Origin of the sequence: Peribacillus sp. ACCC06369 (assembly GCF_030348945.1) — a bacterium.
GTDB lineage: Bacteria > Bacillota > Bacilli > Bacillales > DSM-1321 > Peribacillus.
Genome location: NZ_JAUCEN010000002.1, coordinates 245,744 through 267,893, shown reverse-complemented (window position 1 = coordinate 267,893; position 22,150 = coordinate 245,744). Strand labels below are relative to the sequence as shown.

Genomic DNA, 22,150 nt, shown 5'->3' with positions numbered 1-22,150 from the left:
GTTGTTCCTTCAAAACTAGATAATAAGAAGGTATTTCATTTTTTAAAAAGCGTTGGTTAAGTCCTCGATCTATTAGTATCAGTCAGCTCCACATGTCGCCACGCTTCCACCTCTGACCTATCAACCTGATCATCTTTCAGGGATCTTACTAGCTTGCGCCATGGGAAATCTCATCTTGAGGGGGGCTTCATGCTTAGATGCTTTCAGCACTTATCCCGTCCGCACGTAGCTACCCAGCTATGCCTTTGGCAAGACAACTGGTACACCAGCGGTGCGTCCATCCCGGTCCTCTCGTACTAAGGACAGCTCCTCTCAAATTTCCTGCGCCCGCGACGGATAGGGACCGAACTGTCTCACGACGTTCTGAACCCAGCTCGCGTACCGCTTTAATGGGCGAACAGCCCAACCCTTGGGACCGACTACAGCCCCAGGATGCGATGAGCCGACATCGAGGTGCCAAACCTCCCCGTCGATGTGGACTCTTGGGGGAGATAAGCCTGTTATCCCCGGGGTAGCTTTTATCCGTTGAGCGATGGCCCTTCCATGCGGAACCACCGGATCACTAAGCCCGACTTTCGTCCCTGCTCGACTTGTAGGTCTCGCAGTCAAGCTCCCTTGTGCCTTTACACTCTACGAATGATTTCCAACCATTCTGAGGGAACCTTTGGGCGCCTCCGTTACTCTTTAGGAGGCGACCGCCCCAGTCAAACTGCCCACCTGACACTGTCTCCCACCCCGATAAGGGGCGCGGGTTAGAATTTCAATACAGCCAGGGTAGTATCCCACCAACGCCTCCACCGAAGCTAGCGCTCCGGCTTCTCAGGCTCCTACCTATCCTGTACAAGCTGTACCAAAATTCAATATCAGGCTGCAGTAAAGCTCCACGGGGTCTTTCCGTCCTGTCGCGGGTAACCTGCATCTTCACAGGTACTATAATTTCACCGAGTCTCTCGTTGAGACAGTGCCCAGATCGTTACACCTTTCGTGCGGGTCGGAACTTACCCGACAAGGAATTTCGCTACCTTAGGACCGTTATAGTTACGGCCGCCGTTTACTGGGGCTTCGGTTCAAAGCTTCGCTTGCGCTAACCTCTCCCCTTAACCTTCCAGCACCGGGCAGGTGTCAGCCCCTATACTTCGCCTTGCGGCTTCGCAGAGACCTGTGTTTTTGCTAAACAGTCGCCTGGGCCTATTCACTGCGGCTTTTCCGGGCTATTCACCCTAAAAAGCACCCCTTCTCCCGAAGTTACGGGGTCATTTTGCCGAGTTCCTTAACGAGAGTTCTCTCGCACACCTTAGGATTCTCTCCTCGCCTACCTGTGTCGGTTTGCGGTACGGGCACCTTACATCTCACTAGAGGCTTTTCTTGGCAGCGTGGAATCAGGAACTTCGGTACTATATTTCCCTCGCCATCACAGCTCCGCCTTAATGGAAACGGGATTTGCCTCGTTTCCGGCCTAACTGCTTGGACGCGCATATCCAACAGCGCGCTTACCCTATCCTTCTGCGTCCCCCCATCGTTCAAACGATGTATAGGTGGTACAGGAATATCAACCTGTTGTCCATCGCCTACGCCTTTCGGCCTCGGCTTAGGTCCCGACTAACCCTGAGCGGACGAGCCTTCCTCAGGAAACCTTAGGCATTCGGTGGAAGGGATTCTCACCCTTCTTTCGCTACTCATACCGGCATTCTCACTTCTAAGCGCTCCACCAGTCCTTCCGGTCTGACTTCAACGCCCTTAGAACGCTCTCCTACCATCGACACCTAATGGTGTCAATCCACAGCTTCGGTGATACGTTTAGCCCCGGTACATTTTCGGCGCGGAGTCACTCGACCAGTGAGCTATTACGCACTCTTTAAATGGTGGCTGCTTCTGAGCCAACATCCTGGTTGTCTAAGCAACTCCACATCCTTTTCCACTTAACGTATACTTTGGGACCTTAGCTGGTGGTCTGGGCTGTTTCCCTTTCGACTACGGATCTTATCACTCGCAGTCTGACTCCCAAGAATAAGTATTTGGCATTCGGAGTTTGACTGAATTCGGTAACCCGTTGGGGGCCCCTAGTCCAATCAGTGCTCTACCTCCAATACTCTCATCTTGAGGCTAGCCCTAAAGCTATTTCGGAGAGAACCAGCTATCTCCAGGTTCGATTGGAATTTCTCCGCTACCCACACCTCATCCCCGCACTTTTCAACGTGCGTGGGTTCGGGCCTCCATTCAGTGTTACCTGAACTTCACCCTGGACATGGGTAGATCACCTGGTTTCGGGTCTACGACCTCATACTCATTCGCCCTATTCAGACTCGCTTTCGCTGCGGCTCCGTCTTATCAACTTAACCTCGCATGAAATCGTAACTCGCCGGTTCATTCTACAAAAGGCACGCCATTACCCATTAACGGGCTTTGACTACTTGTAGGCACACGGTTTCAGGATCTATTTCACTCCCCTTCCGGGGTGCTTTTCACCTTTCCCTCACGGTACTGGTTCACTATCGGTCACTAGGGAGTATTTAGCCTTGGGAGATGGTCCTCCCTGCTTCCGACGGGATTTCTCGTGTCCCGCCGTACTCAGGATCCACTCAGGAGGGAACGAAGTTTCAACTACAGGGTTTTTACCTTCTTTGACGGACCTTTCCAGGTCACTTCATTTACCCCGTTCCTTTGTAACTCCATGTTGAGTGTCCTACAACCCCAAGAGGCAAGCCTCTTGGTTTGGGCTAATTCCGTTTCGCTCGCCGCTACTCAGGAAATCGCATTTGCTTTCTCTTCCTCCGGGTACTTAGATGTTTCAGTTCCCCGGGTCTGCCTTCAGTACCCTATGTATTCAGGTAAAGATACTGTTCCATTACGAACAGTGGGTTTCCCCATTCGGAAATCTCCGGATCAAAGCTTACTTACAGCTCCCCGAAGCATATCGGTGTTAGTCCCGTCCTTCATCGGCTCCTAGTGCCAAGGCATCCACCGTGCGCCCTTTCTAACTTAACCGTTAAAAAGATCTTACAGATGCTTTGAAAAAAATTAATTGCCTTCTATCTATTATCTAGTTTTCAAGGAACAAAGCAGAAAGAATCCATCACATCGTGATGTTTTTCTTCCCTATCTGAATGAATTACTCATTCAAAACTGAACAAAACAAAAGCGCTCTCGTAATTATCCTTAGAAAGGAGGTGATCCAGCCGCACCTTCCGATACGGCTACCTTGTTACGACTTCACCCCAATCATCTGTCCCACCTTAGGCGGCTGGCTCCATAAAGGTTACCTCACCGACTTCGGGTGTTACAAACTCTCGTGGTGTGACGGGCGGTGTGTACAAGGCCCGGGAACGTATTCACCGCGGCATGCTGATCCGCGATTACTAGCGATTCCGGCTTCATGTAGGCGAGTTGCAGCCTACAATCCGAACTGAGAATGGCTTTATGGGATTCGCTTACCTTCGCAGGTTTGCAGCCCTTTGTACCATCCATTGTAGCACGTGTGTAGCCCAGGTCATAAGGGGCATGATGATTTGACGTCATCCCCACCTTCCTCCGGTTTGTCACCGGCAGTCACCTTAGAGTGCCCAACTGAATGCTGGCAACTAAGATCAAGGGTTGCGCTCGTTGCGGGACTTAACCCAACATCTCACGACACGAGCTGACGACAACCATGCACCACCTGTCACTCTGTCCCCCGAAGGGGAAAGCCCTATCTCTAGGGTTGTCAGAGGATGTCAAGACCTGGTAAGGTTCTTCGCGTTGCTTCGAATTAAACCACATGCTCCACCGCTTGTGCGGGCCCCCGTCAATTCCTTTGAGTTTCAGCCTTGCGGCCGTACTCCCCAGGCGGAGTGCTTAATGCGTTAGCTGCAGCACTAAAGGGCGGAAACCCTCTAACACTTAGCACTCATCGTTTACGGCGTGGACTACCAGGGTATCTAATCCTGTTTGCTCCCCACGCTTTCGCGCCTCAGTGTCAGTTACAGACCAGAAAGTCGCCTTCGCCACTGGTGTTCCTCCAAATCTCTACGCATTTCACCGCTACACTTGGAATTCCACTTTCCTCTTCTGTACTCAAGTTCCCCAGTTTCCAATGACCCTCCACGGTTGAGCCGTGGGCTTTCACATCAGACTTAAAGAACCACCTGCGCGCGCTTTACGCCCAATAATTCCGGACAACGCTTGCCACCTACGTATTACCGCGGCTGCTGGCACGTAGTTAGCCGTGGCTTTCTGGTTAGGTACCGTCAAGGTACCAGCAGTTACTCTGGTACTTGTTCTTCCCTAACAACAGAACTTTACGACCCGAAGGCCTTCTTCGTTCACGCGGCGTTGCTCCGTCAGACTTTCGTCCATTGCGGAAGATTCCCTACTGCTGCCTCCCGTAGGAGTCTGGGCCGTGTCTCAGTCCCAGTGTGGCCGATCACCCTCTCAGGTCGGCTACGCATCGTCGCCTTGGTGAGCCATTACCTCACCAACTAGCTAATGCGCCGCGGGCCCATCTATAAGTGACAGCCGAAACCGTCTTTCCATCTTCTCTCATGCGAGAAAAGAACGTATCCGGTATTAGCTCCGGTTTCCCGAAGTTATCCCAGTCTTATAGGCAGGTTGCCCACGTGTTACTCACCCGTCCGCCGCTAATCTCAGGGAGCAAGCTCCCATCGATTCGCTCGACTTGCATGTATTAGGCACGCCGCCAGCGTTCGTCCTGAGCCAGGATCAAACTCTCCGAAGAAATGTTTGACTTGCTCATTTTGCTTTTTTGATAGTGTGTGCTCACTTAAAATTTAACGTTGGCGCTTTGTTTTGTTCAGTTTTCAAAGAGCAATTTCACAATCATTCTTTCGAACGGCTTGTTTATTCATCATAACATCTTATTGATTAGTTGTCAACTTCTGCGAAGTTTTAAACTTATTTTAAATCGCTGTGTTTTTCAGCGACCATTTCATCTTATCATTTTCATAGTAAGAAGTCAATAGTTATTATTTTTGTTTTGGTAATCTACCAAAAGCGGATGAAGTTGTTCGTTGTCTCAGTTGGTGCTTATTTATATTAATCCAATTTCACTTTAAAGTCAACACATTTCAAAATAAATAATTCCTTTTCTGAATGAAGGGTCTACTCCATCTGTTCCCCGTTGGCTTAAAAGATAAAAAACACGACTTTAATAAATATAATTCAGACAGAACTCCAAGGTATCCTTAATAAACCTTATAAGTCTTCATATATTGTACACGTCCTTATAAATGCAAAAAAAGACCAGCCAGATGGCTGATCTTAGAAATGGCTTGGCGGCGTCCTACTCTCACAGGGGGAAACCCCCAACTACCATCGGCGCTGAAGAGCTTAACTGCCGTGTTCGGAATGGGAACGGGTGTGACCTCTTCGCTATCGTCACCAAACAATAAAGGAACGTTGTTCCTTCAAAACTAGATAATAAGAAGGTATTTCATTTTTTAAAAAGCGTTGGTTAAGTCCTCGATCTATTAGTATCAGTCAGCTCCACATGTCGCCACGCTTCCACCTCTGACCTATCAACCTGATCATCTTTCAGGGATCTTACTAGCTTGCGCCATGGGAAATCTCATCTTGAGGGGGGCTTCATGCTTAGATGCTTTCAGCACTTATCCCGTCCGCACGTAGCTACCCAGCTATGCCTTTGGCAAGACAACTGGTACACCAGCGGTGCGTCCATCCCGGTCCTCTCGTACTAAGGACAGCTCCTCTCAAATTTCCTGCGCCCGCGACGGATAGGGACCGAACTGTCTCACGACGTTCTGAACCCAGCTCGCGTACCGCTTTAATGGGCGAACAGCCCAACCCTTGGGACCGACTACAGCCCCAGGATGCGATGAGCCGACATCGAGGTGCCAAACCTCCCCGTCGATGTGGACTCTTGGGGGAGATAAGCCTGTTATCCCCGGGGTAGCTTTTATCCGTTGAGCGATGGCCCTTCCATGCGGAACCACCGGATCACTAAGCCCGACTTTCGTCCCTGCTCGACTTGTAGGTCTCGCAGTCAAGCTCCCTTGTGCCTTTACACTCTACGAATGATTTCCAACCATTCTGAGGGAACCTTTGGGCGCCTCCGTTACTCTTTAGGAGGCGACCGCCCCAGTCAAACTGCCCACCTGACACTGTCTCCCACCCCGATAAGGGGCGCGGGTTAGAATTTCAATACAGCCAGGGTAGTATCCCACCAACGCCTCCACCGAAGCTAGCGCTCCGGCTTCTCAGGCTCCTACCTATCCTGTACAAGCTGTACCAAAATTCAATATCAGGCTGCAGTAAAGCTCCACGGGGTCTTTCCGTCCTGTCGCGGGTAACCTGCATCTTCACAGGTACTATAATTTCACCGAGTCTCTCGTTGAGACAGTGCCCAGATCGTTACACCTTTCGTGCGGGTCGGAACTTACCCGACAAGGAATTTCGCTACCTTAGGACCGTTATAGTTACGGCCGCCGTTTACTGGGGCTTCGGTTCAAAGCTTCGCTTGCGCTAACCTCTCCCCTTAACCTTCCAGCACCGGGCAGGTGTCAGCCCCTATACTTCGCCTTGCGGCTTCGCAGAGACCTGTGTTTTTGCTAAACAGTCGCCTGGGCCTATTCACTGCGGCTTTTCCGGGCTATTCACCCTAAAAAGCACCCCTTCTCCCGAAGTTACGGGGTCATTTTGCCGAGTTCCTTAACGAGAGTTCTCTCGCACACCTTAGGATTCTCTCCTCGCCTACCTGTGTCGGTTTGCGGTACGGGCACCTTACATCTCACTAGAGGCTTTTCTTGGCAGCGTGGAATCAGGAACTTCGGTACTATATTTCCCTCGCCATCACAGCTCCGCCTTAATGGAAACGGGATTTGCCTCGTTTCCGGCCTAACTGCTTGGACGCGCATATCCAACAGCGCGCTTACCCTATCCTTCTGCGTCCCCCCATCGTTCAAACGATGTATAGGTGGTACAGGAATATCAACCTGTTGTCCATCGCCTACGCCTTTCGGCCTCGGCTTAGGTCCCGACTAACCCTGAGCGGACGAGCCTTCCTCAGGAAACCTTAGGCATTCGGTGGAAGGGATTCTCACCCTTCTTTCGCTACTCATACCGGCATTCTCACTTCTAAGCGCTCCACCAGTCCTTCCGGTCTGACTTCAACGCCCTTAGAACGCTCTCCTACCATCGACACCTAATGGTGTCAATCCACAGCTTCGGTGATACGTTTAGCCCCGGTACATTTTCGGCGCGGAGTCACTCGACCAGTGAGCTATTACGCACTCTTTAAATGGTGGCTGCTTCTGAGCCAACATCCTGGTTGTCTAAGCAACTCCACATCCTTTTCCACTTAACGTATACTTTGGGACCTTAGCTGGTGGTCTGGGCTGTTTCCCTTTCGACTACGGATCTTATCACTCGCAGTCTGACTCCCAAGAATAAGTATTTGGCATTCGGAGTTTGACTGAATTCGGTAACCCGTTGGGGGCCCCTAGTCCAATCAGTGCTCTACCTCCAATACTCTCATCTTGAGGCTAGCCCTAAAGCTATTTCGGAGAGAACCAGCTATCTCCAGGTTCGATTGGAATTTCTCCGCTACCCACACCTCATCCCCGCACTTTTCAACGTGCGTGGGTTCGGGCCTCCATTCAGTGTTACCTGAACTTCACCCTGGACATGGGTAGATCACCTGGTTTCGGGTCTACGACCTCATACTCATTCGCCCTATTCAGACTCGCTTTCGCTGCGGCTCCGTCTTATCAACTTAACCTCGCATGAAATCGTAACTCGCCGGTTCATTCTACAAAAGGCACGCCATTACCCATTAACGGGCTTTGACTACTTGTAGGCACACGGTTTCAGGATCTATTTCACTCCCCTTCCGGGGTGCTTTTCACCTTTCCCTCACGGTACTGGTTCACTATCGGTCACTAGGGAGTATTTAGCCTTGGGAGATGGTCCTCCCTGCTTCCGACGGGATTTCTCGTGTCCCGCCGTACTCAGGATCCACTCAGGAGGGAACGAAGTTTCAACTACAGGGTTTTTACCTTCTTTGACGGACCTTTCCAGGTCACTTCATTTACCCCGTTCCTTTGTAACTCCATGTTGAGTGTCCTACAACCCCAAGAGGCAAGCCTCTTGGTTTGGGCTAATTCCGTTTCGCTCGCCGCTACTCAGGAAATCGCATTTGCTTTCTCTTCCTCCGGGTACTTAGATGTTTCAGTTCCCCGGGTCTGCCTTCAGTACCCTATGTATTCAGGTAAAGATACTGTTCCATTACGAACAGTGGGTTTCCCCATTCGGAAATCTCCGGATCAAAGCTTACTTACAGCTCCCCGAAGCATATCGGTGTTAGTCCCGTCCTTCATCGGCTCCTAGTGCCAAGGCATCCACCGTGCGCCCTTTCTAACTTAACCGTTAAAAAGATCTTACAGATGCTTTGAAAAAAATTAATTGCCTTCTATCTATTATCTAGTTTTCAAGGAACAAAGCAGAAAGAATCCATCACATCGTGATGTTTTTCTTCCCTATCTGAATGAATTACTCATTCAAAACTGAACAAAACAAAAGCGCTCTCGTAATTATCCTTAGAAAGGAGGTGATCCAGCCGCACCTTCCGATACGGCTACCTTGTTACGACTTCACCCCAATCATCTGTCCCACCTTAGGCGGCTGGCTCCATAAAGGTTACCTCACCGACTTCGGGTGTTACAAACTCTCGTGGTGTGACGGGCGGTGTGTACAAGGCCCGGGAACGTATTCACCGCGGCATGCTGATCCGCGATTACTAGCGATTCCGGCTTCATGTAGGCGAGTTGCAGCCTACAATCCGAACTGAGAATGGCTTTATGGGATTCGCTTACCTTCGCAGGTTTGCAGCCCTTTGTACCATCCATTGTAGCACGTGTGTAGCCCAGGTCATAAGGGGCATGATGATTTGACGTCATCCCCACCTTCCTCCGGTTTGTCACCGGCAGTCACCTTAGAGTGCCCAACTGAATGCTGGCAACTAAGATCAAGGGTTGCGCTCGTTGCGGGACTTAACCCAACATCTCACGACACGAGCTGACGACAACCATGCACCACCTGTCACTCTGTCCCCCGAAGGGGAAAGCCCTATCTCTAGGGTTGTCAGAGGATGTCAAGACCTGGTAAGGTTCTTCGCGTTGCTTCGAATTAAACCACATGCTCCACCGCTTGTGCGGGCCCCCGTCAATTCCTTTGAGTTTCAGCCTTGCGGCCGTACTCCCCAGGCGGAGTGCTTAATGCGTTAGCTGCAGCACTAAAGGGCGGAAACCCTCTAACACTTAGCACTCATCGTTTACGGCGTGGACTACCAGGGTATCTAATCCTGTTTGCTCCCCACGCTTTCGCGCCTCAGTGTCAGTTACAGACCAGAAAGTCGCCTTCGCCACTGGTGTTCCTCCAAATCTCTACGCATTTCACCGCTACACTTGGAATTCCACTTTCCTCTTCTGTACTCAAGTTCCCCAGTTTCCAATGACCCTCCACGGTTGAGCCGTGGGCTTTCACATCAGACTTAAAGAACCACCTGCGCGCGCTTTACGCCCAATAATTCCGGACAACGCTTGCCACCTACGTATTACCGCGGCTGCTGGCACGTAGTTAGCCGTGGCTTTCTGGTTAGGTACCGTCAAGGTACCAGCAGTTACTCTGGTACTTGTTCTTCCCTAACAACAGAACTTTACGACCCGAAGGCCTTCTTCGTTCACGCGGCGTTGCTCCGTCAGACTTTCGTCCATTGCGGAAGATTCCCTACTGCTGCCTCCCGTAGGAGTCTGGGCCGTGTCTCAGTCCCAGTGTGGCCGATCACCCTCTCAGGTCGGCTACGCATCGTCGCCTTGGTGAGCCATTACCTCACCAACTAGCTAATGCGCCGCGGGCCCATCTATAAGTGACAGCCGAAACCGTCTTTCCATCTTCTCTCATGCGAGAAAAGAACGTATCCGGTATTAGCTCCGGTTTCCCGAAGTTATCCCAGTCTTATAGGCAGGTTGCCCACGTGTTACTCACCCGTCCGCCGCTAATCTCAGGGAGCAAGCTCCCATCGATTCGCTCGACTTGCATGTATTAGGCACGCCGCCAGCGTTCGTCCTGAGCCAGGATCAAACTCTCCGAAGAAATGTTTGACTTGCTCATTTTGCTTTTTTGATAGTGTGTGCTCACTTAAAATTTAACGTTGGCGCTTTGTTTTGTTCAGTTTTCAAAGAGCAATTTCACAATCATTCTTTCGAACGGCTTGTTTATTCATCATAACATCTTATTGATTAGTTGTCAACTTCTGCGAAGTTTTAAACTTATTTTAAATCGCTGTGTTTCTCAGCGACCATTTCATCTTATCATTTTCATAGTAAGAAGTCAATAGTTATTATTTTTGTTTTGGTAATCTACCAAAAGCGGATGAAGTTGTTCGTTTGTCTTAGTTGGTGCTTATTTATATTAATCCAATTTCACTTTAAAGTCAACGCTTTTTCTTTATTTCTTATTTTAATATCCTGCACAGTTTATTAGCATCTTCAGTTTATCAACAATTCCAAGGCATTACTTATATAATAGGAAGAGTTGTAACCATACATTATTGCCTGTTGTTGATTGAGTAATCCCAAGCTGCTGGGACGCAAAGTATGAAATAGGGCCCTTGCTAGCTCCTTCATCTAAAACCTCTAAGCAGTTTATTTCTCTGCAACCATCTATACTGTGACCTTACCTACCAATAGGTCGAATACGTATCTTTCGTATCTTTATATCCTTTTTTATAAACTGCATCTTAATGGAATATAACCAAGTTGACTTCACAATTTCCATTATGCTATTATATAACCAAGTAATATAATCGGAATAGTTAATTTTATGCTTTTACATGCTAACTTTAAATAAAACTTAGCTATTGAATAAAGGAGATGGGAATATGACAGCAGCAATGGTAATACCAGGTGCGGAATCTTTTTTCATACCCGGCAATTCCATCGGCATTCTTATTTGCCATGGTTTTAATGGAACGCCACAAAGCGTAAGGTATTTAGGTGAAAAATTCGCTACAAAAGGCTTTACTGTCTTCGCTCCTAGACTGGCAGGCCACGGAACGGATGAATATGAGATGGAAACGATACATTATCAGGAATGGATAAAAGATGTAGAAATGGCCTATGCAAAATTAAAGCGTACATGCACCCATGTATTCGCTATTGGACAATCAATGGGAGGCGCCCTTGTCCTGGATTTGGCGACAAAAATGGCTTGTGATGGAATTCTCACCATAAATGCCGCTCTCGAAGTTCCTGAATATGAAATATATCGGAACCAGTCGGTTCCACGCTTCATTCCTGAAGGTAAGCCTGACATAAAAGACGATACAACTAAAGAAATCACATATAATCAAGTTCCGTCAAAAGCGATTAATCAATTGCTTGATATAATGGAGCATACCAGTCAAAAACTTATGGAGGTTTCGTGCCCCATACTTCTCTTCCATTCTCCAGAAGATCACGTTGTACCAGACTCTTGCTCCTATCAGATTTACGAAACTGTCATGTCCGTTGATAAGGAGATGGCGCCCCTTGAAAATTCATATCATGTGGCCTCGTTGGATCATGACAAAGATCATATCATTGAACGGTCATACCAGTTCATTCAAAAGTTAAGTAAAAGGGCAATAATCGCTTCTTAAACTCCTTTTCCTCCATATAAATTATGTTTACCCCTACACTCCATGGGTATATATAGTATATAAAGAAAAAGGAGGTAACATAATGAGCGGTTTATCAGACAAACTAAAAAGCACTGTAAATAAAGTTAAAGGTGAAACGAAAGACCAGGTCGGAAACGCGAAAAATGATCCTCACTTACAAGCAGAAGGTAAAGTCGATAAATTAAAAGGCAATCTCCAAGATGGCATTGGTAAACTGAAAAATAACCGTTAATTGCAATGCTGGATACTTCATTCACTCAATACTCTTAATTTGAACATTTCAATTCAATAAAATTGACCCCCCTTAAATAGAGAAGAGGCGGCAGATAATCTGCCGCCTCTTCTCTATTTAATTTGCTTGAATAACCACGACACACATATCATCAGGTTGATCTTGCTGCATTTCCGGGGACATCAATAAATCAATAGGAGGAGTTTCTTTGCAATCAAACCATCTTGTTGAGACCACTTCTCGTATTTGGTCGAGCCCTTCCGTCCCTTCTCGATCTATAGCTTCCATGACTCCATCCGTAAATAGCATAAGCTGAATCTTCTCTTCATAATGAATGATGGATTTCTCTATTTTCATCTCGGTGAAAAAACCGACAGGACATGTCCCTTTTGAAAGTGAGATCACTTTTCCATCATCTAATGAAGCGAAGCCTGGAGGATGCCCGGCATTCACATATTCCACTGTCTTTTGCTCTGTATCAATGATCATATAAATCGCGGTAAAATAATAATGCACTTGGTTTTCTTCTTTATTAAGGGTACTCATCCAGCGATTCATTTCGTTTATTACTGCCACTGGATCCGTATGTGTCCTGATGGCATCTCTCAAAACGGAGGAAATGAACATACAAACAAGTGAGGCTGATATGCCATGCCCCATCATATCCAATAGGATGATCCCATACCGATTTTCATCAACGCGGTGCCAATAGTACATATCCCCTGCTAATTTATTCGCAGGTAAGTATGATGCTCTAATAGTTAAGTGGTCATTTAAAATGGGCTCACTTAATAAACTGCTTTGGACCTGCATGGAGAGATCCAATTCGTTGCGAATTTTTTCATCCTGCATTTTATGCCAATCTTTTTCATATTTAAGTCTTAACCCCACACGAATTCGCGCAAGTAAATCTATTTTATTGATAGGCTTCATTATATAATCAATCCCGCCCACATCAAGTGCCTCGGCCACCTTGTTTGAATCTTCAAGAGCGGTCACAAAAATAACGGGTATATCTTTAAGGTGAGGAATGCTTTGAAGTCTCCTGCACGCCTCTATCCCATCGATCTCCGGCATCATGATATCAAGCAGAATGATATCAACTGAAGTCTCTTTAGGTTGCGGACTATCCACCTGTAAATATTCAAACATCTCAACTGCTGAAGTTAATGATAGAAAATCCGTATAGCCAGCTCGCTTTAGAATTTTCTCTATAACGAAAAGGTTAACCTGGTTATCATCTACGATTAAAATCGTCATTCTTTCATTCCCCTTTTGGCTTATATCGAGCGACAACATTTATCTTCATTATATGGATCAGTACTTGATTAAAGCTCCCATAACAGGGATATTTCCATTATATTATAACGAAGTTCGGTCTCTTTTAATAATAATAAACCACTATAGCTGTCCTGCATGGAGACCAACTCATTATTTATACCCCTTCCTCAGACACCTTAAACATAGAAATGCAAAAAAACGAAAAATAAATTATATGCTCTAAATTAAAAAGAAAGAGTCCGCAAATATGCGAACTCTTTCTTTTTACAACTTCCGGTAAATTCGTTCCTTTGAGTCAAATTCCTCATAATCTCCCGAAAAGGATGATGTATGAAGTGTTTCCTTACTACCAACTGCAAGAAAACCGTCTTTGCTAAGACTGTCATAAAACAACTGATTGACATAGGTCTGTAATTCACCAGTAAAGTAAATCATCACGTTCCTGCACATGATGATATGAAACTCATTGAACGAACCATCAGTAACTAAATTATGCTGAAAAAACACAATGTTTTTAAGGAGACTCGAATCAAGATAGGCATTTTGGTAATCGGTCGTGTAATACTCCGAAAATTCTTGGTTACCGCCTGCATGCAGATAGTTTTTCGTATAAGACTGCATTCTATTTAAAGGTAATATCCCTTTTTCCGCATGACGGAGGACTTCATCATTCATATCAGTGGCATAAATCCTCGCCTTATCATATAGTCCTTCTTCCTTGAGGATGATCGCCATGGAAAAGGCTTCTTCACCGGTCGAACAGCCCGCATGCCAAATTCTGATTTCCGGAAGGTTTTTCAGGAGCGGAACGATATTTAAACGAAAAGCTTTAAAGAAATCCGGATCGCGAAACATTTCAGTGACATTTATTGAAAAATCTTTCAAAAGCTTCTCGACATACCCTTTTTCATATAAAACCATTTCTATCATTCCGCTAATCCTGCGAATATGGTCCAGCCTCATTCTATTTTCAACTCTTCTTTTTATAGAAGAACGCATATACTTGCGAAAGTCAAACCCAGAAACGGAATAAATGGCCTCTAACAATAATTCGATTTCTATATCTTCTCTTTCTTCAATCGTTAAAGTATCCTTCATGCAAAACCTTCCTTTTTCGTACTATCAATCATTCAATTAATTAGTCAACCATACTCTTAGGACGGATAACAGCTGATCTAATTTTAATGGCTTGCTGACATAATCGGAAGCGCCAGCCTTCAGGCATTTTTCCCTATCGCCTTTCATCGCTTTGGCCGTTAGCGCGATGATTGGAAGATTCTCGAATTTACTTTGCTCACGAATTCTGGTCATCGTTTCGTAACCGTCCATGCCTGGCATCATGATATCCATCAATATTACATCTATATCGTTTCCTTTTTCAAGGAGTTCCAAACATTCGTACCCGTTTTCAGCTGTAAGGATTTCCATCCCCTCATGCTTAAGGGCATTTTTCAGTGCAAATATATTACGGTGGTCATCATCGACGACCAGCACTCTTTTATTGCAGAATGGTTTTGCCTTATTCTGATTTTCTTCATCCATTATTACTACATCCGGTTCTTCCTGACCGTCAAATGGTGCGGCAGAATCATCGTGGCTGGCTGCTGCCACTTCTGGGGAAGCAGCTATTGCTTCGCCTGCATTTTTGAAGCCCTCCGGCATGCTCGGAATAAAGAAAGTAAAGGTACTGCCTTGCCCTTCTTCACTATCTACGATGACCCATCCTCCTAGAAGTTTGGCAAACTCCCGGCAAATCGATAGCCCAAGTCCTGTACCGCCATATTTTCTCATTGTAGCTCCATCACCTTGCTGGAACGCTTCGAAGATAAGTTTTTGCTTATCTTTTGAAATTCCGATGCCCGTATCCGTCACCTTAATTTCAACCCAATTGCTAGCTCCTTTTGTCTGTATCCATTGTGCTACATTTTCTTCATCCGCTTTTTTGATTTGGACAGACACAGAACCCTTTTCTGTGAATTTAAAGGCATTGGATAATAGGTTTTTCAAAATTTGCTGGAAGCGCTGTTCATCCGTAAAGAAAATATCCGGCACATTTTTATCTTTTTCTATTTTAAAGTCAATGTTCTTTTTCTTCGCTACATGATCGAAGTTACGGTGTAATAACTCGGGAAGTTCACTCATATTCATTTCGTCAAAGACCACTTCGAGCTTTCCGACTTCAACTTTCGATAAATCCAAAATGTCATTGATCAACGTTAATAAATCTTGACCTGATGAGTTAATGACACGAGCGAATTCCTGTTGCTCTTCATTTAATTTACTATCATTTGGATCGGAAAGCATTTCTGATAAAATCAAAATACTATTGAGCGGCGTCCGCAATTCATGGGACATATTTGCCATGAACTCCGATTTATATTTTGAACTTAACTTCAATTCTTCCGCTTGTTTCTCAAGATTTAATTTTGTGACTTGAAGTTCTTTCGATTTTTCTTCAGTTTCACGATTTCTCTCTTCTAATTGTTCATTGATCATTCTCAACTCTTCAGCCTGTGTTTGCAGTTCCTCTGATTGGGCTTGCATTTCCTCTGACTGTGATTGCAATTCTTCCGATTGAGCCTGTAACTCTTCGGTCTGTGCCTGTGATTCTTTCAATAAACGCTCTATTTCCATCCGACCCTCAACATTATTAATCGTGATGCCCAGAGTATCAAGAACCTGGTTCAGGAAATGTTTTTGCAACTTCGTAAAGGTCTCCAAGCTTGCCAGTTCAACCATCGCCACAACTTCATCCTCAAAAACGACTGGCGCGATGGCAATGCTTTTCGGGCTTACTTCCCCTAATCCTGTTGTAACCAATTGGAAATCTTCAGGGATATCTTCAATGACCTTCGATTTCTTTTCAAGGGCGCATTGTCCGATCAAACCTTCGCCCATACGGAATTCACGTCTGCCTGAGTCTTCGCCGTCTCCCGCAAAGCTGGCAAGTTTAACAAAACGCATATCCTCGCCCTCACCCCGTTTGACGTAAAAAGCTCCAAGTGAAGCTCCCATCATCGGTGCAAGCCTGGTAATGAACCGGTCAGCAAGAACTTCCACATCAACAATGCGCTGATACATGGTAGCTATATCTGCAACCCGGGTCTGGATCCAGTTCTGTTCACTGATCTTTTCAGTGAAGTCTTTCTCTTTTTGATTATAGACTTCAAGCGATTCCGCCATATCATTGAACGATCTCGCGATATCACCAATTTCATCAGTAGTCCGAACCGGAATTCTTGGTACGACCGATAAATTTTTAAAATCGATGTTTTTGATGACCTTCGTAATGGATTGCAGATCCTTCGATGTACTGCGGATCATCCAAACAACCGTTACGGAAATAACCAAAATACTGAGAATAACCGCGAAAATCACAAAACCGATCATATCCTCATAGGTTTGTTTTGAATTTTTTAAGGTATCTTTCATGACACCTTCTTGGTAATCCTTAAAGTCATCCATCGTACTGATGACTTTCGTACGTTTTTCCCTCTGGTCGTCCATCAGGCTTGAAAGATTATCCGAAGAGTTTCCCGATTTTATCTTTTGGATGATCTCAGCCTCCGTTATGGAGTAAGAAGCATATTGAGTCTCGAACTCTTTCAATAATTGCTTTGCTTTCAACTTATTTAACGTACCTGATAAACCAGCAATTTTTGATTCAATCAAACTATGATTCTCATTGATGATTTCGAGGCTCTCTGCTCTTTCTTCTTTGTTTGCGTCATTAGCTGCAAACAGAATCTCACGGTCCGACCTTGAAAAAAGCTGACGGATTTCCATCGAAGCTTGAACTTTTTCATAACGATTTTCAACTATTTCAGTCATGCTGCTCTTTAAATTGTTAAGCGTGACCATCATGAAAGAAAGTAAAATAGCCAAGAAAAGCAAGATTAAACCAAACCCCAACATTTGCTTCTTCTTAAAACCCATTTTCCCGCCCACCTTCAATACTTATTTATAACAGCCCGAAATAAAAGGCATTGCAAAATAAATCTTAATACTATCATTAGCTTTTTAGAATTTCCCTTATGTCATAAAATGATATATGGATAGATTCATTACTCAAAATCAATTTTAACATTTTCCAATCTAAAATGCTTACCTACAGTGTTAATTTAAATGAATTCATTTTCCAATTAAGTAGCAGTCTGCCTTTTCCATTGTTTTGAAAACCAAAGGCCATTATTCGAACCGCGAAGCTTTTTTTATCAGTATTAATACATAATAAAAACCGAAAGTTTCCACCTTCGGCTCTTATTGTAATCCTTATTATTTTATCTTCTTCACTTCCACATATAAAACATGGTGGCCGTCCATTTCCTTTACAGTAAATTCATATCCGGCGTAATCAATTTTATCCCCGACGGCAATCTCAAATCTGCCTGTCAGGAACCATCCTCCCAATGTATCGATATCATCCTCTGGCAAATCGATCGCAAGGGTATCATTGACATCTTCAACCAATGTTTTTGCGTCGAATACATAATGTCCCTCATCAATTTTTTGAATAAGCGGACGTTCATCCTGATCAAACTCATCCCGGATTTCCCCGACGATTTCTTCAAGGATGTCTTCCACCGTAACAAGACCTGCAGTTCCGCCATATTCATCAGTCAAAACGGCCATATGGATCCGTTCTTTCTGCATTTTCAGCAGCAGATCATGAATTGCAATCGTTTCAAGAACGCGGATGACTGGTGTTACAAAGGAATCCACCGTCAAAGCTGTTACATTTTCTTCTGTAATCGTAGCTGTATAAAGTCGCTTGATATTGACCATTCCCACGACATTATCTTTATCACCTTCTATGACCGGGTACCTTGTGTATTGTTCTTCTTGAATCAGTTCAACAACTTCCAATAATGGCATGCCCTTTTCGATAACTGTCATTTCCGTACGCGGAACCATGATCTCATTGGCAATACGCTCATCAAATTCAAATATCTGGTTCACATATTTATATTCCGATTGGTTAATCTCACCGCTTTTATAGCTTTCCGATAAAATGATGCGCAGTTCTTCTTCAGAATGGGCCATTTCAGACTCAGAAGCAGGCTTTAATCCAAATATGCCTGTTAGGAGACGGGCAGAACCATTCAGTAACCAAATAAATGGGTACAAAATACGGTAAAAAAGAATTAACGGCTTTGCAAAAAGCAAGGTTACCTCTTCTGCCTTTTGAATCGCAACTGTTTTTGGTGCCAATTCCCCGACTACAACATGAAGGAATGTTACAGAACCGAATGCAATTACGAAAGAGATGATGTGACCTACAGATTCCTCTAAGCCCCATTTATGGAACAATGGTTTTAAGATCGCTTCTACTGTCGGTTCACCCAACACCCCTAAACCTAAGGCGGTTACTGTAATTCCCAATTGACAGGCCGATAAGTACTCATCGATATGGGATGTCACTTTTTTGGCTGCCAGTGCATTTCTATGCCCTTCTTCAATCAACTGATTGATTCGAGAACTTCTGACTTTCACGATTGCAAATTCCGATGCAACGAAAAATGCGGTTAATGCTATTAATACAGCTACTGCTAATAATTTTATAAAAATCTCCAATATGTGCGGGTTCACCATGTATAGTGCCTATCCTTTTGATTAGACATACACGGTTTAATCCCAAGCACCTCCTGTAATAAATGGTTATTTTCGTTTCACAAAGCGATTTCTGACATGAACCAAAACCATTTAGCCTATATCGTTAATATGCACCTTTGTGAATAAAACTATAGGGAATAAATTTCAATCATACCAGCAACACTAGTAATGATTGGATCAAGGCCATGCTTTCACGGGATATCTGTTTTTTTAGAAGGAGCTCATTTTTTTCATCCTTTTTGATCAAGCTGATGACTTCCTGAAGCTCCTCGTTCAGGCCATCCATTTTGTTCTTCAGTTGAAGACCCGTTTCCTCAATTGCTGATGAGGCTTCCATGTCCTGTTTAAATATTTCTTTTATGTCTTCCAATGAAAGGTTCTCTCTTTTATATCCCTCGATACGGCGGAGCCTTTCAAGTTCACCGACTGTATAATAACGGTAATTAGAGGCGGAACGTTCTGCTTTAAGCAGGCCTAAGTTCGTATAATAATCAACGGTCCGTTTCGTAACATTCGCCATTTCCGCCAACTCGCCAATTTTTAAAGTCTCGTTCCCAATATAACCCCTCCAAACCGTCACGTGATGGTTAAGGCAAACTAAAAGTATGCCTTTTCCGCCATGACGTTTTATTCTATTCCCTAATCGTACATCATTTTTATAGAAATGAAAAATATATATTATTGGATAAAAGGATATTCTCATCTTTACCCTTCATTGGAAAAACAAAAACCGATTAATTGAATAATCGGTTTAATTTATGATTTAATCATCATTCTATTTTTTTGTTTTAACTGAGAATTGATTGCTCAATATCTTAGGACCGCATTGGCATAGGGAAGAATGCTTCAGCTTTTTTATTGGTGTTCCGCATGTTTCACAGACTTTTGCTACCATATATACTGTCCACCTCACTTTAACTTCTTGTTATACATATTATATTACTTTGATATTATAATCAATACTAAATTAAAATAATTATTAATAAGAAGAGTCTTTGGATCTTCACTTGTTTTAATTAGCATCCCTCTTCACAACTAATTAAAATAAAGATAAACTGAAATAAAACATATCAGGAAGGTTGGTATTTGATGACAAGTGAAATTCGATCTATTCCCCGTCCCTTAGTACGTACGAATCAATGGATCATTTTGTTAAGCGTAGCCACTGCCTTATTAACGGGACAAATATGGATCTTAGCGATTCCTTTAGCAGCGGGACTTTTAGGTCTTTTCTTTAATTTCAATCCAGTCATGCGTCTCGCAAAGCTATTTCTGAAAAAGAAGCCCTCCGATTATATTCCTGAAGATCATTCACAGCAACAATTCAACCAGGCCATTGCAGTCGTTTGCTTAGGACTTGGATTGACTTCTTTTTTACTGGGTTGGAATGTTATCGGTTATATATTCACTTTGATGGTCGGAATGGCATCTCTCATAGCCATTCTAGGATTCTGCATCGGCTGCTTTATCCTTTATCAATGGAAGCAATATTCCTATCGCCGATCTCTTCGCTAAAAAGTGCATATAATGGGACTGACTAGCGTCAGTCCCATTTTATTATTCGGTTGCACGTAAGGAATTACTCTTTTTAACCCAAATAGTGGCCACTGCGATCAATAAAATTAAAACAGCTTGCGGCACCAGCGTTTCCATTGTTGGATAAAGACCTATCGTTTCTACAAACGGGAAGGTGCTGATCGTATTTGTCTGTATAACTTGCGAAACCTGAAGTGAATGGATAGAGACTCCAAGAATCTTGAAAGCCAAGGCATATATGAATATCGTTGCAACTTTAAAGAATAGGGTCATCGGTAATTTCACACTGTAGCGCAGCATGATGAAACCAATTACCACTAAAATGAGGAAGGCAAGGAAAATTCCGCTCAACAGCTGCTTTAATTCCATATAAGGAGCCATTCCAGCATAAAAGATAATGGTCTCCGCACCTTCACGGAATATCGACAGAAAACTGATTAAAGCGAAAGAGATGATGCTTCCCGTCGCAATAGCTTGGTTCATTTGCTTGCCGATATACCGGTTCCATGCATGAACATTCGATTTACTATGAAGCCAAAGGCCAATTGTCAACATCATAGATACTGCTATTATTCCAGTGATTCCCTCAATATATTCCCGGCTTGACGCAGCCGTGATCTGGGAGAAAACGATATTGATTATGATTGCCAATATGCAACTGGCAACTAAACCCGCACCAACCCCTGTCCAAATCCATTTTTGTTTGTCCGCTTGCCCGATTTTCTTTAGGAAAGACAGCAATGTAGCTACAATCAAGAGTGCTTCCAACCCTTCCCGCAAAAGGATCAGAGCTGCATCCCATGTTGTATAACCCGTATCCTCAATTAAAGGGAGTAACCTTGTGTTTAAATCGGATACGATTCCCTTTGCTTCATTCGCCTTTACCTTTTTCGATTGCAATAGGCTGATTGCGGTCGGGACTTTCGTTTCCATATCGCTGTAAAGCTTGCTGTCCCTTGTGGAAACCTCCCCTTCTACATTAGGCCAAATTGTTAAGATTTCATTTAGCTTATCAACGGCAGAATCGATTTCATCCTTTTCAATATCCGTTGCACTTCCTTGTAAAAGTTCTGTTACATCCCCAAGTGAATATGTGTTCTTCTGGCTTCCTACTTCAACTTTACCAGCAAGGAAATCCTCGATTAGACCCTTCAATTCAGTTAGATTTCTTTGGGCTTTTTCCGGATCAGGTGGGTCTTGGGTAATCGCTATCCGCACAAAGGCCATTTTCGTTTCAAACTCACCATATGTAGCAACACTTTTCTCCCTGACAATGACCTCTGCATCGGTCCATTGATTCAGGAGATTGGTATATTGAACTTTAGCTTGATCAAAGTCACCTTCATTTATCAAAGCTTCCAACTTATCTATTAAAGGAAGTATTGCTTCTAACCGTTCTTTATAGTCCGTATTATCAACAGGGTTTTCGTTTGTATCATAAATAACAAGAGTACTTGATAATGCCGATAATCGCTTTTTGATTTCATCTGTGGAGGCTTGGTCGCTCACAGCACTTTTTACAGCGGATAGCTTCTCGTCGACTTTCCTCGCACTCTCGCTGTCCGTTTTTATCGTTTTCCAATCTTGCTCGAATAGATCAATATTTTTCGATACTTCCTCAAGGTCGCCTGATTTTACCTTCATTAAACTATCGCCGATATAAACAAAAAGCTGATCATGGTTTTCACCCGCCGCAACCATCCTTATATCAGTTGAAAGAAATAAAAGGCTGACGACTAAAACCAATATCCCACTCTTCCATCTAGAAACAGTCATACTGGTACCTCCTTATTCATGAACTAAAATCGCCAACCGGATAA

At 44.3% G+C, this 22,150-nt stretch carries 9 protein-coding genes and 5 rRNA genes; 3 read left to right on the top strand and 11 right to left on the bottom strand.

Features of this window, described 5'->3' with window-relative positions; genetic code table 11:
• Positions 1-52 precede the first annotated feature (52 nt).
• The 5 genes from QUF78_RS02145 to QUF78_RS02125 form a co-directional block, all read right to left on the bottom strand.
• Positions 53-2,985 (bottom strand): 23S ribosomal RNA (locus QUF78_RS02145).
• Between the two features lie 175 nt (positions 2,986-3,160).
• Positions 3,161-4,711, bottom strand: a 16S ribosomal RNA gene (locus QUF78_RS02140).
• Between the two features lie 551 nt (positions 4,712-5,262).
• Positions 5,263-5,378, bottom strand: a 5S ribosomal RNA gene (gene rrf / locus QUF78_RS02135).
• 64 nt (positions 5,379-5,442) lie between these two features.
• A 23S ribosomal RNA gene (locus tag QUF78_RS02130) occupies positions 5,443-8,375 on the bottom strand.
• A 175-nt stretch (positions 8,376-8,550) separates the two neighbouring features.
• Positions 8,551-10,101: ribosomal RNA gene (locus tag QUF78_RS02125) — 16S ribosomal RNA — on the bottom strand.
• The 16S, 23S and 5S rRNA genes sit together here, the layout of an rRNA operon.
• Before the next feature lie 787 nt (positions 10,102-10,888).
• Here QUF78_RS02125 and QUF78_RS02120 point away from each other — a divergent pair.
• Positions 10,889-11,647: an alpha/beta hydrolase gene (locus QUF78_RS02120; protein WP_289323402.1), complete on the top strand. Its 759-nt coding sequence runs from the start codon at positions 10,889-10,891 to the stop codon at positions 11,645-11,647.
• An 82-nt stretch (positions 11,648-11,729) separates the two neighbouring features.
• Positions 11,730-11,900 carry a CsbD family protein gene (locus QUF78_RS02115; protein WP_289318736.1) on the top strand — a complete coding sequence of 57 codons (171 nt, stop codon included), beginning with the start codon at positions 11,730-11,732 and terminating at the stop codon, positions 11,898-11,900.
• Positions 11,901-12,017: 117 nt separating this feature from the next.
• On the opposite strand, the gene QUF78_RS02110 is transcribed toward QUF78_RS02115, so the two are convergent.
• From QUF78_RS02110 to QUF78_RS02090, 5 genes are all read right to left on the bottom strand, one after another.
• Positions 12,018-13,160, bottom strand: a complete 1,143-nt coding sequence (locus QUF78_RS02110; protein ID WP_289323401.1) for a PP2C family protein-serine/threonine phosphatase — start codon at positions 13,158-13,160, stop codon at positions 12,018-12,020.
• A 285-nt stretch (positions 13,161-13,445) separates the two neighbouring features.
• A complete protein-coding gene (locus QUF78_RS02105) occupies positions 13,446-14,279 on the bottom strand; it encodes a CheR family methyltransferase (protein ID WP_289323400.1) in 834 nt (277 codons plus the stop codon).
• A 36-nt stretch (positions 14,280-14,315) separates the two neighbouring features.
• Entirely contained in the window at positions 14,316-17,117 is a 2,802-nt protein-coding gene (locus QUF78_RS02100) for a response regulator (RefSeq protein ID WP_289323399.1), read from the bottom strand.
• 339 nt (positions 17,118-17,456) lie between these two features.
• Positions 17,457-18,755, bottom strand: a complete 1,299-nt coding sequence (locus QUF78_RS02095; RefSeq protein ID WP_289323398.1) for a hemolysin family protein — start codon at positions 18,753-18,755, stop codon at positions 17,457-17,459.
• A 187-nt stretch (positions 18,756-18,942) separates the two neighbouring features.
• Positions 18,943-19,374, bottom strand: a complete 432-nt coding sequence (locus QUF78_RS02090; RefSeq protein WP_289323397.1) for a MerR family transcriptional regulator — start codon at positions 19,372-19,374, stop codon at positions 18,943-18,945.
• A gap of 509 nt (positions 19,375-19,883) precedes the next feature.
• Here QUF78_RS02090 and QUF78_RS02085 point away from each other — a divergent pair.
• Positions 19,884-20,309 (top strand): DUF4395 domain-containing protein, encoded by a 426-nt coding sequence (locus QUF78_RS02085; RefSeq protein ID WP_289323396.1) that lies wholly within the window; start codon positions 19,884-19,886, stop codon positions 20,307-20,309.
• Between the two features lie 42 nt (positions 20,310-20,351).
• Here the strand turns inward: QUF78_RS02085 and QUF78_RS02080 are convergent, their stop codons facing one another.
• On the bottom strand, positions 20,352-22,106 hold the full coding sequence (locus QUF78_RS02080; RefSeq protein ID WP_289323395.1) for an FTR1 family iron permease: 1,755 nt from the start codon (positions 22,104-22,106) through the stop codon (positions 20,352-20,354).
• Between the last annotated feature and the right edge of the window lie 44 nt (positions 22,107-22,150).

Bases quoted from the DNA above. Each gene is read 5' to 3' on its own strand.
- QUF78_RS02120 (WP_289323402.1), top strand. From the start codon at position 10,889: ATGACAGCAGCAATGGTAATACCAGGTGCGGAATCTTTTTTCATACCC.
- QUF78_RS02080 (WP_289323395.1), bottom strand. From the start codon at position 22,106: ATGACTGTTTCTAGATGGAAGAGTGGGATATTGGTTTTAGTCGTCAGC.
- QUF78_RS02085 (WP_289323396.1), top strand. From the start codon at position 19,884: ATGACAAGTGAAATTCGATCTATTCCCCGTCCCTTAGTACGTACGAAT.
- QUF78_RS02115 (WP_289318736.1), top strand. From the start codon at position 11,730: ATGAGCGGTTTATCAGACAAACTAAAAAGCACTGTAAATAAAGTTAAA.
- QUF78_RS02105 (WP_289323400.1), bottom strand. From the start codon at position 14,279: ATGAAGGATACTTTAACGATTGAAGAAAGAGAAGATATAGAAATCGAA.
- QUF78_RS02110 (WP_289323401.1), bottom strand. From the start codon at position 13,160: ATGACGATTTTAATCGTAGATGATAACCAGGTTAACCTTTTCGTTATA.
- QUF78_RS02100 (WP_289323399.1), bottom strand. From the start codon at position 17,117: ATGGGTTTTAAGAAGAAGCAAATGTTGGGGTTTGGTTTAATCTTGCTT.